Here is a 13,566-nt window from a genome sequence, read left to right as displayed (position 1 = left end):
GCGTTCCGAAGAATGTGGCCGACGGCACCTATTACGGATTCTTAGCTTTGCGGCCCAAAGTGAGCGGTAGATCACAGGGCGACACGACAGCAAATCGGCAACAGGCGCCACGACCGTCACACAGAGCGCAGAGCGACTACCGCACCAGACGCAGCCTCGGCCTTTGCGGCGGCGACGGCGGCTGCACATTCACCATGGGAATCAGCTCCTCCGGGTCGCACAGCGCCAGCACCCGCGATGCGGCGGCGCCGGGGACCACGCACCACGACACGCCCGCCCGCAGCAGCCGGGCATTGAGCGCGTGAAGTGCGGTCACCCCATCGATCGCAAAGAAGTCCAAGCCGGACAGGTCGAGGGTGACACGCGCGGCGTCGGTGATCGCGTCGAGGACGATCGCCGCAAAATCCCTGACGTTGGCGGCATCGATCTCACCCGTGACCGACACGACGATGTGGTCTGGCCCACCGACGGCGCAGGTGGTGGAGACGACGGACAACACCCGCCTGGGCTGCGATGGCGGGCGGTGGACCGCCACGACGGACATTTCTCGGTTCCCGACCGCGTCCGGTTACCGGGTTCCGCGCTTGCCGCAGGTACCGGATGGAGCAAGATCGACGCCCCGGGGTTCACTACCCATACCTGCGCTCGCTTTCTGCGATGGAAGTCAGCGAAGCGCCTTTACCCGCGTCCGCCGCGGACCAAACAAAAGTCAAGCGGATGTGGCGAACGGCTCTTCGGAGGCGAGCCGGCAGTCATCGAACTCGAGCTGAACGCGAGTGCCTGACGCCGACCCGTCGACGGTTGCGCGGTCGGACAGGGCCCGCATCAACTGGATCCCGCGACCGCGGGTGCTCGCCGCGTCGGGCTCCTTCTCCAACCAAGCGCCCTGGTCAGTGACGATCGCGGTCAGCCGACGCTCTTGGGCGTCATAACGGGCCGTTACGGACATCGTCCCAGCCTGCTTGGACCCAACGTAAGCGAACTCGGCGGCGTTGGTCAGGGCCTCGTTCACCGCGAGCAATATGTCACTGAAGCGGTCGGCGTCGAGCGCGAAGTTCGACTTCAACCACTGTGCGAAGGCATTGCGGAACTCGGCAACGGTCTGCGCATCGGCAGGACCATTACTCGAAAAACCCAGTTCCGTCGGAGCGTTCATGTCGACTCTGATTACCCCGTCCGGCCGCGGCTCAAGCTGTGATGTTGTCGAGCGCGACGTCCAGTGAGGAAAACAGGTCGATCAAATCCGCGATCCCCGTGATCTTCAGTGGCCGGCTGGTGGCGGAACCGTCCGCGACGACCGCGAAGCGGGTCTCGGTGCCGTCGGTCTGGTTGTGGGTCTCCATCAGTACCTGCATGCCCGCGGACCCCAGGAACTCCACGCTGGTCAGGTCGACGATCAGACCGACCGGATCCTTGCCCAACGCCGCCTGTACGGCTTCCCGCAGCTGCGGTGCCGTGAGCATGTCGAGGTCACCGGAGGCGGCGACGACAGCGACGCGTCCCACCCAGTTCTCGGTACAAAGTTGTCCGTCCAAGCCTCACCTCTTGTTTGGCAACCACCGTAGCGGTCATGGCCGTTCACGCGAGGCTGCAGTCTTAACCCGCGCAATAGGGTAGCGACTTCACGGTACCGATGCATAAACGGGGACCCATCCGCGCCGGTCAGGGCCCACATGGCCAATGACTGACGGGTGGTGCACCGGGCGAGGGGCCCGCGGCAATTATGCGGGCGAGTTTCCTCGGCCGACCAGTTGCACAGCGATCAAATGCAGCGGCGTGTTCTTTTCCTGGGAGAGCTTCACCAGCAGGTTGAACGCGTCGGCGGCGTCGAGATCGAAGCGCTCCATGATCATGCCCTTGGCCTGACCGATGATGTCGCGCGATGCCAGCGCGGTCCGGAACTGATCGTCGCGGCGCGCTGTCGCCAATCCGATCGCGGCGTGTGCCGCCACGGCCAACGCCAAGTCCTCGAGTTGCGCGGTGAAGGTGTGCGCCCGCTCCGAGTACAGGCTCAGCGCCCCGATCTCCGATTCGTGGGTGTAGAGCTGGATGGACAAGCTGGAGCGCACCGGCGTGACGTCGAGTGCACGCCGCATGAACTGCGACCACCGGTCCTCGGACTCGTAGTCGTCGACGCGCACCGTCACGCGATCGTGGATGGTGTCGACGCAGGGGCCCTGCTGAAGGGCCTCCTGCAGGTTGTCGAGTTCCTTGGGCACCGGACCCGTGGCCGCGACCGATCGGACGCGCCGACTCTTGGGGTCGACCAGCGAGATGCCCGCATGGTCGACACCTGGCAGGATGCGCACCGCCGTCGCCGTGACCTCGTCGACAAGATTGTCGACGCTCATGTCCGCGCCCTTTTGGCTGTGCAGGCTGCGCGCCAGCCGTGCGATCTCGTCATGAAGACCGCCGGAGTCATCGGTCATGTCCACCCCTGGATCGATATCCCGGCCATCGTATGACGGAAGGACGTCAGGGTTGGGCGGCTCCGAGAATGCGCACGAGGTCGGGCTTCATCGCCTGCAGTTGCGAACCCCAATACGCCCAGGTGTGCGTGCCGTCGGGCGGGAAGTTGAACACCGCATTGCGTCCGCCGGCCGCGAGATACTTGCGCTGGAATTCCTTGTTCGTCGACAGCGTGATGTTCTCGAGGAACTGCGCGCTGTACTGCGCCCCGAAGTTTGCGCCGTCGTCGAGTTCGGAGGTCGCGCCGTTGCCGCAGTAGATCCACAGCGCGGTGTTGTTGGCGACCAGCGTGTTGACGTTGGCCATCGGATCATTGCGGCGCCATGCCGGATCCGACGAGGGTCCCCACATATCGGTCGCGTTGTAGCCGCCCGCATCCTTCATCGAGAAGCCGATCAACGTGGGCCACAACCCACTCGATGGGTTGAGATATCCCGATAATGAACCGGCGAAGATGAACTGCCTCGGATGCCAGACGGCGAGGGTGAGCGCCGCACTGCCCGACATCGACAGCCCCACAACGGCATTGCCGAGCGGGTCCTGCCCCCGGTTGGCTGCAAGCCAGGCGGGCAACTCCTGGGTGAGGAACGTCTCCCACTTGTAGGTCACGGTGCCTGCGCTTCCTGCCGCCGGGCGGTACCAGTCGGTGTAGAAGCTGGCCTGCCCGCCAACGGGCATGACGACGGAGATGCCGGACTGGTAGAGCCACTCGAACGCACCGGTGTTGATGTCCCAGCCGTTGGCGTCCTCCTGCGCGCGAAGCCCGTCGAGCAGATAGACCGAATGCGGACCGCCGCCCTGGAACTGCACGCGGATGTTACGGCCCATCGACGGCGACGGCACATCGAGGGTTTCCACAGGGAGCCCGTCCCGCGAATATGCAGCCGCCGTGGGGATTTCGACCCCCACGCACACGAGTACCATCGCGATCAGAGTGACCCAGAGTCTGCCGGCAGACGAATTCACGCGGGCAAGCTAGCAATTCCGCGTCCCTGCGCAGAACGCGCCACGCACCGCTTGACCCGCTTGTTACCAAACGTCCGCCGCGACGTCGCCCGGCGCGCGGTCAGCAGCCGAGTTCGACCACCGCGAGGCTGACGATGTCGCCGGCGGCGGCGGTCGAGATTCCGAGGTCATCGCGGATCTTCATCACCGTCTCGGCGGCCGGCACGCCACGTGCCGCCTCCGCGCACACGTAGTTGCCCGCGGAGATCAGCTGATCCGCGCCGAGGAACACGTACTGTTCCTGGAGCTGGCGCACGAAGTCGGCCTGATCGGCTGCTGCGGGCGCGGCGAACACGACCGCGGTGGCAGCGGCAGCGATCAGCAATCCGATGATGCGTCGCACGAAAAATCTCCTTCGCTACCTCATTGATGTCGCGCGCGCGTCAGCATTGACCGCGCACGAGAAGAACGCCGGAGCGGACCCCCGAACACTCCATTTGTCAGTCCAAGCGGATTGACGGCTGCGTCACAAACTACCCGTCGTTAGCCGATCAAAACATTGACGGGTCCGCTAGATAACGTTTTGATAACGCTTGATCACGTGACGGGTGTCTCAAGCATCGGCATCCGCGCAGGTGATTAGCCGCTCCGTCGCGCACCTAACGGGCGTGAGGGAGAGGTGGAAACTTGCCTGTCAGTTTTTGCTGGCCTACGGTCATAACGCCGATGACGTAACTGATGTGACTCGATAATTTTGTTCGGTGGTGACAACGCAAGTGACCATTCGCGACCCGGCCTTGGCTCCGGATGGGCGGAATGCTGGTTCGAAAGTGCCCGCAGCACAGCCGATTTCATGGACCAATCATCTTCGGTCGCCTAATGAGGGCGATGCCGTCGCGATGCATCGCCTCGTGGCCGAGACCGAAGTGCTCGATCTGAACTCCGTGTACACCTATCTGTTGATGGCCACGGACTTTGCCAGTACTTCGATTGTGGCGGAGAAAGATGGCCAGATCTGCGGGTTGATCACCGGCTACCACCCGCCGGCGCGACCCGAAGTGCTCTTCGTCTGGCAGGTGGCCGTCGCGGCGAGCGCCCGAGGAACCGGACTGGCCAGCGCAATGCTCGACGGCCTCGTTCATCGCGTCCGCGCCGAGCGTCGGGGCCACCCCGTCACCGTCGAAGCCACGGTGGCGCCGAGCAACTCGGCGTCCCGCGCGTTCTTCGGCGCGTTCGCTCGGCGAAACGGGGTGCCCCTCATGGAGGAGCCCCGGTTCACCGCCGCGCACCTGGCCGCCGACCAGTCCCACGAAGACGAGCCGACGGTCCGAATCGGACCCATCACCACACCTTTGGCCGACTAGACACCTCAGAAAGGACCCATGTCTACGCCAGCAACACTCCCCCGCCCTGAAGAATCCGACCTGCCCGACGTGTACTCCTCAGTCGAATCCGAGGTCCGCAGCTACTGCCGGGGCTGGCCGGCCACCATGGCCGTCGCCCAGGGATCGTGGGTGACCGACACCTCCGGCCGGCGCTACCTCGACTTCTTCGCGGGAGCCGGTGCGCTGAACTACGGCCACAACAACCCCGAGTTGAAGCGGCCGCTGATCGAATACCTGACCAACGACAACATCGTGCACTCGCTCGATATGGCCACGGCCGCCAAAACGGAGTTCCTGCAGAACTTCGAGCAGCTGATCCTCAAGCCGCGCGGCCTCGACTACAAGGTGCAGTTCCCGGGACCGACCGGCGCGAACGCCGTCGAGGCGGCCCTCAAGCTCGCCCGCAAGGTGACCGGTCGTGAGTCGATCATCAACTTCACCAACGCATTTCACGGAATGACGTTGGGCGCGCTGTCGGTCACCGGGAACTCGATGAAACGGGCCGGCGCCGGTATCCCCCTCGTGCACGCCACACCGATGCCATACGACAACTACTTCGGCGGCGCCACCGAGGACTTCCACTGGTTCGAGCGGGTGCTCGACGATTCGGGCGGCGGACTCAACCATCCCGCCGCGGTGATCGTCGAAACCGTGCAGGGTGAGGGCGGCCTCAACGTCGCACGTGTGGAATGGCTGCAGGCATTAGCCGAACTGTGCAGCCGCCGCGAGATCCTGCTGATCGTCGACGACGTGCAGATGGGCTGCGGGCGCACCGGTCGCTTCTTCAGCTTCGAGGAGGCCGGCATCGTTCCCGACATCGTCACGCTGTCCAAGTCGATCAGCGGATACGGTCTGCCGATGGCGCTGACCTTGTTCCGCAGGGAGCTCGACGTGTGGACCCCCGGGGAGCACAACGGAACGTTCCGCGGCCACAACCCGGCGTTCGTGACCGCCAGCAAGGCGCTTGAAATTTATTGGCAGACCGAGACGTTCGGTGACGACACCCTTGCCAAGGGTGAGCAGATCCGCGCTCGCCTGGAAAGCATCGCCGAGCAGTATCCGGGCGTCAGCGCGCGCGGACGCGGCATGGCGCAGGGCCTCAAGTTCGAAGACGCGCCGATGGCCTCGGCGGTGTGCCGCGCGGGGTTCGATCGCGGCGTGCTCATGGAGACCAGCGGTCCATCCGACGAGGTCGTCAAACTGCTTCCGCCGCTGACCACTTCCGAGGCCGACCTCGACGCGGGCATCGACGTGCTCGCCGAGTCCGTCGCCGCGGCGCTTTCCTGACCACATTCACGTGAAAGGAGCACGAGATGATCGTGCGCACCACTGACGAGATCACCGGCACCGATCGCGATGTGTCGGCGAAGGACTGGAGATCCAAGCGCATCATCCTCGCAGTTGACGGGGTCGGTTTCTCCTTCCACGAGACCACCATCAACGCGAACTCCGTCAGCGAGTTCCAATACCGCCACCACGTCGAGGCGGTGTGGGTGGTCGAGGGCACCGGCACCCTGACCAACCACGAGACCGGTGAGGAGCACCCCCTGCGCCCGGGCACGATGTATCTGCTCGACGGGCATGAACGTCACCGCGTCACGTGTGATACTCAGCTTCGGATGCTGTGTGTGTTCAACCCTCCAGTGACCGGCCAAGAGGTCCACGACGAGACCGGTACCTATCCACCCCCGGCGGTGCAAGCAAGTTGAGCGAAACCCGATTCACTGACTCTGTAGACAGATATCCCACGCGCCTCGCGGAACCGTCCGACCCCATCCCCCGCGCCGAGCCAACGGCCTGGGGAAGCGAATCGGACGGTCCGCTGGGTGACGGCGACCTCCAGTCGATCGACGCCAACGGTTACCTGCTGCAGCATGAGGCGGTGGGCGACAACTGGATCTCGACGTTGCGCGGCGAGCTGGACAACATCGACGCCAAGGCCGGTCGGGAAGATCCGCGGATCATCCGCGAACCCGGTGGCAGCATCCGGTCGGTGTTCCAACCCCACCTGTTCAGCGACGTCATCTCCGAGGTGATCACCCTCGACACCGTGTTGCCCGTGGCCCGTCAGCTGTTGGGCAGCGACGTCTACCTGCACCAGGCGCGGATCAATCTGATGCCCGGGTTCACCGGAACCGGCTTCTACTGGCACTCCGACTTCGAGACGTGGCACGCCGAGGACGGCATGCCGGCGATGAGGGCGGTGTCCTGCTCGATCTGGCTGACCGAGAACTTCCCTTACAACGGGTCGCTGCTGGTGATGCCTGGTTCGCACAAGACGTTCTATCCGTGCGTCGGCGCAACGCCGAAGAACAACCACGCCTCATCACTGGTGAAGCAGGAGATCGGCGTCCCGAGCCACGCCACGCTGTCCGAGGCCGCCTCCCGCCACGGCATCGACCAGGTCACCGGGCCGGCCGGCACGGCACTGTGGTTCGACTCGAACATCATGCACGGGTCGGGTTCGAACATCACCCCGTATCCGCGGTCGAACGTCTTCCTGGTGTTCAACTCCGTCGAGAACCAACTCGTCTCGCCCTACGCCGCCGAGACCCCGCGGCCGGAGTACCTCGCCGCCAGGGACGGCCAACCGTTCAACATTCCGTCGCTGGTCCAGTAGTTGCGGTGGATCGCCGCGGCGGTGGGCCCGCGCAAAAACCGGCACCAACCCCGGGGGCGGGCAGTCGAGTGAGGCCGCCAACAGCTAGTTCTTCACCGGATCGGCAGCCCTGGGGCGATAACGCGCCGGGGCTGGCGACCGTTTTCATCGAACCAGCCGAAACGTCCGTTCCGCTCAATTACTTTGGCTCGTGTGGAACCACCCCACAGCTTTGTCCGGGAGTCATCCGCTTCGGTGGTGCACCACGGGGACTACCTCAACCGGGATCTCCACCAGGCACTCTGCGGCCTCGCGCTCACCAGCCCGACGACGCACGACGAGGTCGCGTCCGACCTAGCGATCTGCCCTGACTGCAAAGCGAAGCTGGCGGAATACCATGCCGCATGGTGGCGCGAACGAGCCCTGGCCGCCGAGGCCGAGCTCGAAGACATACGCGCCAAATACCGCCGGCTGATCGAACACGATGAGAGTCAGCACGAACCCAGCGTCGCGACCGCGCAGGACAGCCCTGGTACCGAGGAAGAGCCGGCGTCGTTGCTCGGACACGCACGGGTCGAGCTCGTGACTCTGTGTCGGCAGTGCGACGGGGCCGTGCCCTATTGGCGCTTGAAAACCGCCATGCAGGCGTTCAGTGACAAACTCAGCCCCGAGGAGCGAGTGCTCCTCGCCCAGGAGATCGGCGCTGATGGGAACCTGATGCGGTGGTCCACAACGGAAGTCGTCAGCCTCGGATGGGAGGTCACAAACAGTCCCGTGCGGGAGGAGTCCGAGGCTATGTGGGACGCCTGGACCCACGACGCCTACCAGACTCCCAAGAAAAACAAGTGGCGGCTGGGCCGGTCGCGGTCGCGGGACGCCAGTTGACAACTGATTCCTTGGGTGATTCCTTGGCCCGCCTACAGCCGCTCTATCTACTTGCCGACAGTCAGCTGCTGTTCTGGAGACACGGTGACCGGCTGCTGCTCGAATCGGCCATCGACAATCTGGCCGATGACCTTCCGATCAGCGCCGCCTACATCGGCGCCTCGAACGGCGATCGTCCGGAGTTCTACGACATCTTCGAAGCGGCCGTGGAGGCCGTCGGGATCACCAGACACCACATGGTCGATTCGTCTTTCGGTGCGGACGATCGGGACTTCCTCGAGCAGGCCGGGGTGATCCTTCTCGCGGGCGGCGATGTGCGGCTCGGCTGGAAAGTTTTCGAGAGAACCGGGATGGCGGACGTGATCCGGACGCGCTACGCGCAGGGCGCGCTGCTGATCGGCATCTCTGCGGGCGCGGTCCAGCTCGGGCTCTACGGGATCGTCAAGAAGGCGCAATCCTCGGCAACCGAGTTGATCGACCTGTTCAAGTTCGTTCCCGCGATCATCGACACGCACGACGAGCGCTCCGAGTGGGCGCGGCTGGCCGGCACCGTCCAGACGATGAAAGGCGCCGCGGCGGGTCTGGGCATCCCCTCCGGCGGCGGGCTCATCGTCCACGAGGACGCCACCGTCGAGCCTCTGCGGCGTCCCGTACACGAATTCCGTTACGAGGAAACCGGTGTCGTGCACTCTCTGCTGTGCCCCGCGGAGGACTGACGGCTACTTGATCCAGCACTCGAGGGTTTACACACGGGGCTTCCGTGAGTCGCGCCATTTGACCGAGTCCGTGCACACACCCTTAGCTGGGGCGACCTATCGGAAGTCGCACATGAACGCGCAGCACTTCGAAAGATGATCGGCTGAGGCGTCCCTGGTTCACGATTGGCAAGAGGCGGTTACGCCAGACGAGTCAGGGCTTCGTCGATCGGCACCTCGCCGTTGTTGAACTCGACGGTGTGCCCGACGGTGGCGTCGTTCGCCAGGCAGGCGGCGGCGACCAGCGCGACGTCTTCGCGCGACACCTGGCCACCGGCGGCGTCGAGCCCAATGGCGATGCGACCGGTCGCCGGCTCAAGCGTCAGACCGCCCGGGCCCAATACCGTCCAGCGCAGACCGCTGGCCCGCAGGTGCGCATCGGCGGCGGCCTTCGCATCTGCGTAGTGAAAGAACGAGTTCTCCTTCGGGACACCGTGATTCAATTTCGCGCCGAAGTACGACACCATGATGAACCTGTTTACCCCCGCGCGTTCTGCCGCGTCGACCAGCCGGATCGCGGCGTCGCGGTCCACGGCGTAGGTACGCGTCGGGTTGCCGCCTCCGGCGCCAGCGGCGAACACGACGGCGTCGTGACCTCTCACAACCTCGACGAGCGCTTCGGTATCGAGGGCCTCGATGTCGGCCACCACGGGCCCGGCTCCTGTCGCCGAGACCTCATCGGAGTGGTCTGCATTGCGGAAGACCGAGGTCACCTCGTCTCCGCGTTCACTGAGGATCCGGGCCAGCGGCAGTGCCACCTTGCCGTGGCCACCGACGATCAGAATGCGCGCCATTGCTCCACGGTAGCCTGCTTCGACATATTCCTTGACAGGAATATGTTATCGGTCGTACCGTCGCACTGTGCAGTCGACGGTCTTCGGAGCTCTAGCCGAGCCAAGCCGCCTGAAGATCGTCGAATTGCTACGCACAGGGCCACGTTCGGTCGGCGAGATCGCCGAGGCGCTGGACATCCGGCAGCCACAGGTCAGCAAACACTTACGGGTGTTGGGTGATTCGGGGATCGTTGCCGGCGAAGCGCTGGCCCGGCGACGCATTTACCACCTCGAGTCTGCACCGTTCGAGGAGATCGGCCGCTGGGCCGAATCGTTTGCACAACTGTGGGAGAGCCGCCTCGACTCCTTGGGCCGGTATCTCGAATCGATCCGCGAAAGGACCGAAGACCAGGCCCAAAGACCGACCGCTCCCCCCGCCAAGTCCCACCGATCGACAAAGGAGTGACCGCATGCTGATGCAAATGTTCAAGAAGACCAAGGAACTGAACCTCGAGCGCTCGTACCCCGCTCCGATCGAAACCGTATGGGAGGCATGGACAGATCCCGATATGGTGCGGCAGTGGTGGGGCCCCGAGAAGACGTTCGTGCCGGAATGCGAGATCGACCTTGTGGTCGGCGGCAGGATTCACATCGTCATGGAGGCCGGCGAAGCCATGGGCAAGTACCAGGGCACGCGCTGGCCGATGAGCGGAACGTTCACCCGCATCGAGGAACGCTCACGGCTGACATATGACGCGCGGTCCTGGACCGAGGGCGAAGAAGACGGGTCGACGATAGAGCACACCAACGACGTCGTCCTCACCGAGCGCGATGGGAAGACGGTCGTCACGCTGCACGTCACGATCACCAATATCGGCGCGAAGGCCAAGATGGCCGCGTTCGGTATGAAGTGGGGTTACAAGGCTTCGCTCAACAAGCTCGAGAAATGCCTGTCGACGCGGTGACGCTTCGCCGGCTCGTCAGACTCACGCCGCGAAGTGCTTCTTGTAGTTCTGGCTGCGCAGCGGATCATCGGATCGTCGTCCTCGGCATCGACTTCACCGAAAGAGTCGTCTACGTCAACGACAGCGCGTACGACGACAAGCAGGGTGAGAAGTTGAAGGTTCCACACGCTGGGGTGCTGCCGGAGGTGGCGTAGGCATCCCTTGAGCCACGCCTCCGGCGTCGCGGGCTACCAGCGGTAGTCGAGAAACTTTCCGTCGAACGTGACCACGACGCGATCGCCGTCGGGATCCTCGCGGCGTCCGACGTCGATTTTGAAGTTGATCGCGCTCATGATGCCGTCGCCGAACTCCTCGTGGATGAGTTCTTTGATCGCCGGTCCGTACACGGCGAGCGCCTCCTGGAATCGGTAGATGGTCGGGTCCGACAACGACTCCGGGTCGATACCGCGAGCGGGTTGAAACTGCAGGCTCTCCCCGACTGCTTCGTCCAGACCAAGGAGAGCGCAGGCTCGTTCTGACTGCGCTTTCGACATCGGGTGTTGACCCAGCAGCGCGGCAACGCACCAGACTCGGGGCGCGTCCAGGGCGTCGGCGATCTCGGCCCAGCTCAGTCCCTTCCGGGTCTTAGCGGCGATCACCAGTGCGGCGGCATCGGTCTTGGGCATGATCGGGTTCATGCGTTGACCTTAGTCTGGCGGTGCGGACGTCAGCCGCGGCAACTGCGCGGCTCCTGCGATTGCCACTAGCATCGGCCAACGTGGGTGGCGAACCTCCGGTCCCCGTGACGCGGACGCATCGGGTGGCGCAGAGGTTGTCCCGATTGAATTTCGCCCAGATCCGACGTGTCGCGCTTCTGCTGGTTCTGGCCGCCACCGCCGCGTTCGGCGGCCTTGACACCGTCGACAAGCGCGTCACCCCGTTCAGCGTCGCGCAGAAGTTCAGCGACGGACAGTTCACGATCACCGTGGAGCGAGCGCGGTTCCTTCGTGAAATCAAGGGCGGCATGGCGACCATCGGCACCGCCCAGCCGGGCAAGGTCTACCTCGGCGTGGTGGCGAACGTGGACAACACCGGCACCGTGCCCGGACGCCTTCGCAACCTCTTCGACCTACAGGATCTGCCCGGCAAGGAATTTTTCGGAACGTTCCGGTTCCGCGACGGTTCAGCGCTTCAAACCCTCGGTCCTGGACTTGCCGAACAGCTGGTGTTCACGTGGCTGCTACCCGAATCGAGCGCGCAGTCGGTGCAGACGGTGACGATCCGGGTGTGGAAAAAGGAGTACACGCAGCTGCTGGTCACCTACGGCGGCAAAGAATGGATCGATACCGACGACTACGGCCAGATCGTCGTTCCAGTCCAGGGGCTCACATGAGCCCGCGCACGCGTCGGGTGCTGGTCGTAGTCGGGACCGTCGTCACGATCGCGGCGGCCGCCGTGGTGTGGCAGAACCTCCCAACACCGCCGGACGTCACGGGGCCGTTCGACGTGTACGGCCGGGCCGGGCAACGCACCGCAGGACGTGACGTCGTAGCGACGGTCACCGACGTCCGTGCCGCTGCGCTGGTCAATGCCGTTGCTCCTGCTGGTATTTGGGTGGTGGTCGATGCCACGCTGGAGGCGCCGGTCAGCACCGAGCTACCCCGCAGTGACCTCATCGTCGGGCCGAACACCTACACCCCCACCGACCGGTTCTTCCTCAAGACCCTCCGCGATGACGTCAGTCCCGGATTCAAGCAACGGGGATCGTGGGTGTTCGACGTCGCGCCGGCATTGCTCGAGCCCGGATCGTCCGAGACGGTGACGCTACGGGTGTGGACAGGCTACGACGAACAACTCGATTCCCGACTCATCATCGATATTCCGCGTGCAGACATCGACCGAGTGCGCGCCGAGACGCTGAGACCTCCTGCGGAGAGTGCGTCATGAGGCGGCTGTCGGCACTGTGGGTGCGCAACCTGATCGGGGCCGTCGTTGCAGCGGGGGCGCTGGTCGTCGTCATCGCAACCACACTGGGCGATCAGTGGGCGACGTACCGCCAAACGACGGTGCCCGAAGTTGTTGTGGCCAAAGGTCAGTCAGGCACGGCCGACGGCTTCACGTGGCGGGTCGAATCGATCAAACACTTGAACCGTAACCCCTTACGATTCGGGCCCGACCTGCCGGAGGGGGCGGTGTTGACGGTCGTCACCGTGGACAGGTCGGGGCCGGCACGCGAGAGTCCGGCGACCTGCAACGGTGTCATCACCGACGGTCAGCGACGGTGGTCGTCCGAGAAGGCGGGCGGAATGGCACCGATCGCACCCGACGGCGTCGCGCTGCGATGCGAGAAGCCCGGACTACAGCAGTTCGCGTTCGTGTTGCCTCATCAAGTGGTGCCCACCGCGCTCGACGTCACGACCTCTGAGGGTCGACTTCTGGTGCGGATGCTGCTGTAGCGTCTTCTTTTTCGAGCTGCTCGAGGCAATACGCCACCGTGGATGCGATCAGGCAGATCCGCAACGGCTCGACGATCAGGTGCGAGGCGACAGCAATCGTCTCCGCAAAGCCGTACCAGAAGTTCAACGGGTGCGGTCCGAGAAGCCATGCCACGAAACGGAACAGATACCCGTTGCCCACCTCGGGGCGATAGAAGGCGCCCGACATGTCGAGCCACGCCAACCCGAGGTAACCGAGTATGTACAACGAGAGCGCGAACACGCCGCCGTGAAGGATGAGGCGCGCCGAGGTGGTGATCGATCGCGCGGCGGCGAGCCGAAAGAGGCTCAAAGAGCGCGGGTGGGACGTGCCAGA

General features: G+C 64.4%; 20 protein-coding genes and 1 pseudogene. 12 read left to right on the top strand and 9 right to left on the bottom strand.

Annotated features, from left to right (window positions below; all coding sequences use genetic code 11):
- Positions 1–136: 136 nt before the first annotated feature.
- The 6 genes from A5650_RS10355 to A5650_RS10330 form a co-directional block, all read right to left on the bottom strand.
- Positions 137–544 (bottom strand): STAS domain-containing protein, encoded by a 408-nt coding sequence (locus A5650_RS10355; RefSeq protein WP_067290086.1) that lies wholly within the window; start codon positions 542–544, stop codon positions 137–139.
- A gap of 165 nt (positions 545–709) precedes the next feature.
- A complete protein-coding gene (locus A5650_RS10350) occupies positions 710–1,156 on the bottom strand; it encodes an ATP-binding protein (RefSeq protein WP_067290083.1) in 447 nt (148 codons plus the stop codon).
- A gap of 31 nt (positions 1,157–1,187) precedes the next feature.
- Positions 1,188–1,535 carry an STAS domain-containing protein gene (locus tag A5650_RS10345; protein ID WP_067290080.1) on the bottom strand — a complete coding sequence of 116 codons (348 nt, stop codon included), beginning with the start codon at positions 1,533–1,535 and terminating at the stop codon, positions 1,188–1,190.
- 186 nt (positions 1,536–1,721) lie between these two features.
- Positions 1,722–2,429: a GAF and ANTAR domain-containing protein gene (locus A5650_RS10340; RefSeq protein WP_067290188.1), complete on the bottom strand. Its 708-nt coding sequence runs from the start codon at positions 2,427–2,429 to the stop codon at positions 1,722–1,724.
- A 46-nt stretch (positions 2,430–2,475) separates the two neighbouring features.
- A complete protein-coding gene (locus A5650_RS10335) occupies positions 2,476–3,393 on the bottom strand; it encodes an esterase family protein (protein WP_067290077.1) in 918 nt (305 codons plus the stop codon).
- Positions 3,394–3,535: 142 nt separating this feature from the next.
- Positions 3,536–3,817, bottom strand: coding sequence for a DUF732 domain-containing protein (locus tag A5650_RS10330; protein ID WP_231992593.1), 282 nt, complete (start codon positions 3,815–3,817; stop codon positions 3,536–3,538).
- A 496-nt stretch (positions 3,818–4,313) separates the two neighbouring features.
- On the opposite strand from A5650_RS10330, the gene ectA reads away from it, so the two are divergent.
- The 6 genes from ectA (at position 4,314) to A5650_RS10300 (ending at position 8,999) form a co-directional block, all read left to right on the top strand.
- Positions 4,314–4,778, top strand: a complete 465-nt coding sequence (gene ectA / locus A5650_RS10325) for a diaminobutyrate acetyltransferase (RefSeq protein ID WP_082950702.1) — start codon at positions 4,314–4,316, stop codon at positions 4,776–4,778.
- An 18-nt stretch (positions 4,779–4,796) separates the two neighbouring features.
- Positions 4,797–6,086, top strand: coding sequence for a diaminobutyrate--2-oxoglutarate transaminase (gene ectB, locus A5650_RS10320; protein ID WP_067290074.1), 1,290 nt, complete (start codon positions 4,797–4,799; stop codon positions 6,084–6,086).
- 26 nt (positions 6,087–6,112) lie between these two features.
- Positions 6,113–6,508 carry an ectoine synthase gene (locus tag A5650_RS10315; protein WP_067290070.1) on the top strand — a complete coding sequence of 132 codons (396 nt, stop codon included), beginning with the start codon at positions 6,113–6,115 and terminating at the stop codon, positions 6,506–6,508.
- Positions 6,505–7,419, top strand: coding sequence for an ectoine hydroxylase (gene thpD / locus A5650_RS10310; RefSeq protein WP_067290066.1), 915 nt, complete (start codon positions 6,505–6,507; stop codon positions 7,417–7,419). Before A5650_RS10315 ends, thpD begins: the two co-directional genes overlap by 4 nt.
- 192 nt (positions 7,420–7,611) lie before the next feature.
- On the top strand, positions 7,612–8,283 hold the full coding sequence (locus A5650_RS10305) for a hypothetical protein (protein ID WP_231992592.1): 672 nt from the start codon (positions 7,612–7,614) through the stop codon (positions 8,281–8,283).
- Positions 8,284–8,294: 11 nt separating this feature from the next.
- Complete coding sequence (locus tag A5650_RS10300) at positions 8,295–8,999, top strand: Type 1 glutamine amidotransferase-like domain-containing protein (protein ID WP_231992591.1); 705 nt, start codon at positions 8,295–8,297, stop codon at positions 8,997–8,999.
- Between the two features lie 179 nt (positions 9,000–9,178).
- On the opposite strand, the gene A5650_RS10295 is transcribed toward A5650_RS10300, so the two are convergent.
- Complete coding sequence (locus A5650_RS10295; RefSeq protein WP_067290063.1) at positions 9,179–9,832, bottom strand: SDR family oxidoreductase; 654 nt, start codon at positions 9,830–9,832, stop codon at positions 9,179–9,181.
- Positions 9,833–9,899: 67 nt separating this feature from the next.
- On the opposite strand from A5650_RS10295, the gene A5650_RS10290 reads away from it, so the two are divergent.
- From A5650_RS10290 to A5650_RS10280, 3 genes are read left to right on the top strand one after another with little or no spacing between them, the layout of a single operon-like run.
- A complete protein-coding gene (locus A5650_RS10290; RefSeq protein ID WP_067290059.1) occupies positions 9,900–10,277 on the top strand; it encodes an ArsR/SmtB family transcription factor in 378 nt (125 codons plus the stop codon).
- Positions 10,278–10,281: 4 nt separating this feature from the next.
- Positions 10,282–10,776 carry an SRPBCC family protein gene (locus tag A5650_RS10285; protein WP_067290056.1) on the top strand — a complete coding sequence of 165 codons (495 nt, stop codon included), beginning with the start codon at positions 10,282–10,284 and terminating at the stop codon, positions 10,774–10,776.
- Positions 10,758–10,970, top strand: a complete 213-nt coding sequence (locus A5650_RS10280) for a hypothetical protein (protein ID WP_156744078.1) — start codon at positions 10,758–10,760, stop codon at positions 10,968–10,970. The genes A5650_RS10285 and A5650_RS10280 overlap by 19 nt, the downstream gene beginning before the upstream one ends.
- 33 nt (positions 10,971–11,003) lie before the next feature.
- Here A5650_RS10280 and cynS read toward each other — a convergent pair whose 3' ends face one another.
- Positions 11,004–11,453: a cyanase gene (cynS, locus tag A5650_RS10275; RefSeq protein ID WP_067290049.1), complete on the bottom strand. Its 450-nt coding sequence runs from the start codon at positions 11,451–11,453 to the stop codon at positions 11,004–11,006.
- An 80-nt stretch (positions 11,454–11,533) separates the two neighbouring features.
- Between cynS and A5650_RS10270 the strand changes: the two genes are divergently transcribed.
- Genes A5650_RS10270 through A5650_RS10260 form a run of 3 tightly spaced genes read left to right on the top strand, consistent with a single transcriptional unit; the run spans position 11,534 to position 13,211 of the window.
- Positions 11,534–12,148 (top strand): hypothetical protein, encoded by a 615-nt coding sequence (locus A5650_RS10270; RefSeq protein ID WP_067290045.1) that lies wholly within the window; start codon positions 11,534–11,536, stop codon positions 12,146–12,148.
- On the top strand, positions 12,145–12,702 hold the full coding sequence (locus tag A5650_RS10265; protein ID WP_067290042.1) for a hypothetical protein: 558 nt from the start codon (positions 12,145–12,147) through the stop codon (positions 12,700–12,702). Before A5650_RS10270 ends, A5650_RS10265 begins: the two co-directional genes overlap by 4 nt.
- Positions 12,699–13,211, top strand: coding sequence for a hypothetical protein (locus A5650_RS10260; protein ID WP_067290038.1), 513 nt, complete (start codon positions 12,699–12,701; stop codon positions 13,209–13,211). Before A5650_RS10265 ends, A5650_RS10260 begins: the two co-directional genes overlap by 4 nt.
- Here A5650_RS10260 and A5650_RS10255 read toward each other — a convergent pair.
- A pseudogene (locus A5650_RS10255) lies at positions 13,168–13,566 on the bottom strand (hypothetical protein); the annotation flags it as partial. The gene A5650_RS10260 and the pseudogene A5650_RS10255 overlap by 44 nt on opposite strands.

Origin of the sequence: Mycobacterium sp. 1164985.4, assembly GCF_001668575.1 — a bacterium.
GTDB lineage: Bacteria > Actinomycetota > Actinomycetes > Mycobacteriales > Mycobacteriaceae > Mycobacterium.
The sequence above is the reverse complement of the archived record's forward strand: the minus strand, read 5'-3'. Positions and strand labels throughout refer to the sequence as shown.

Coding starts and splice junctions, on each gene's coding strand:
- A5650_RS10340 (WP_067290188.1), bottom strand. CDS start 2,429: ATGACCGATGACTCCGGCGGTCTTCATGACGAGATCGCACGGCTGGCG.
- ectB (WP_067290074.1), top strand. CDS start 4,797: ATGTCTACGCCAGCAACACTCCCCCGCCCTGAAGAATCCGACCTGCCC.
- A5650_RS10285 (WP_067290056.1), top strand. CDS start 10,282: ATGCTGATGCAAATGTTCAAGAAGACCAAGGAACTGAACCTCGAGCGC.
- A5650_RS10295 (WP_067290063.1), bottom strand. CDS start 9,832: ATGGCGCGCATTCTGATCGTCGGTGGCCACGGCAAGGTGGCACTGCCG.
- A5650_RS10315 (WP_067290070.1), top strand. CDS start 6,113: ATGATCGTGCGCACCACTGACGAGATCACCGGCACCGATCGCGATGTG.
- ectA (WP_082950702.1), top strand. CDS start 4,314: ATGCATCGCCTCGTGGCCGAGACCGAAGTGCTCGATCTGAACTCCGTG.
- A5650_RS10280 (WP_156744078.1), top strand. CDS start 10,758: ATGCCTGTCGACGCGGTGACGCTTCGCCGGCTCGTCAGACTCACGCCG.
- A5650_RS10260 (WP_067290038.1), top strand. CDS start 12,699: ATGAGGCGGCTGTCGGCACTGTGGGTGCGCAACCTGATCGGGGCCGTC.
- A5650_RS10355 (WP_067290086.1), bottom strand. CDS start 544: ATGTCCGTCGTGGCGGTCCACCGCCCGCCATCGCAGCCCAGGCGGGTG.
- cynS (WP_067290049.1), bottom strand. CDS start 11,453: ATGAACCCGATCATGCCCAAGACCGATGCCGCCGCACTGGTGATCGCC.
- A5650_RS10335 (WP_067290077.1), bottom strand. CDS start 3,393: ATGGTACTCGTGTGCGTGGGGGTCGAAATCCCCACGGCGGCTGCATAT.
- A5650_RS10265 (WP_067290042.1), top strand. CDS start 12,145: ATGAGCCCGCGCACGCGTCGGGTGCTGGTCGTAGTCGGGACCGTCGTC.
- A5650_RS10350 (WP_067290083.1), bottom strand. CDS start 1,156: ATGAACGCTCCGACGGAACTGGGTTTTTCGAGTAATGGTCCTGCCGAT.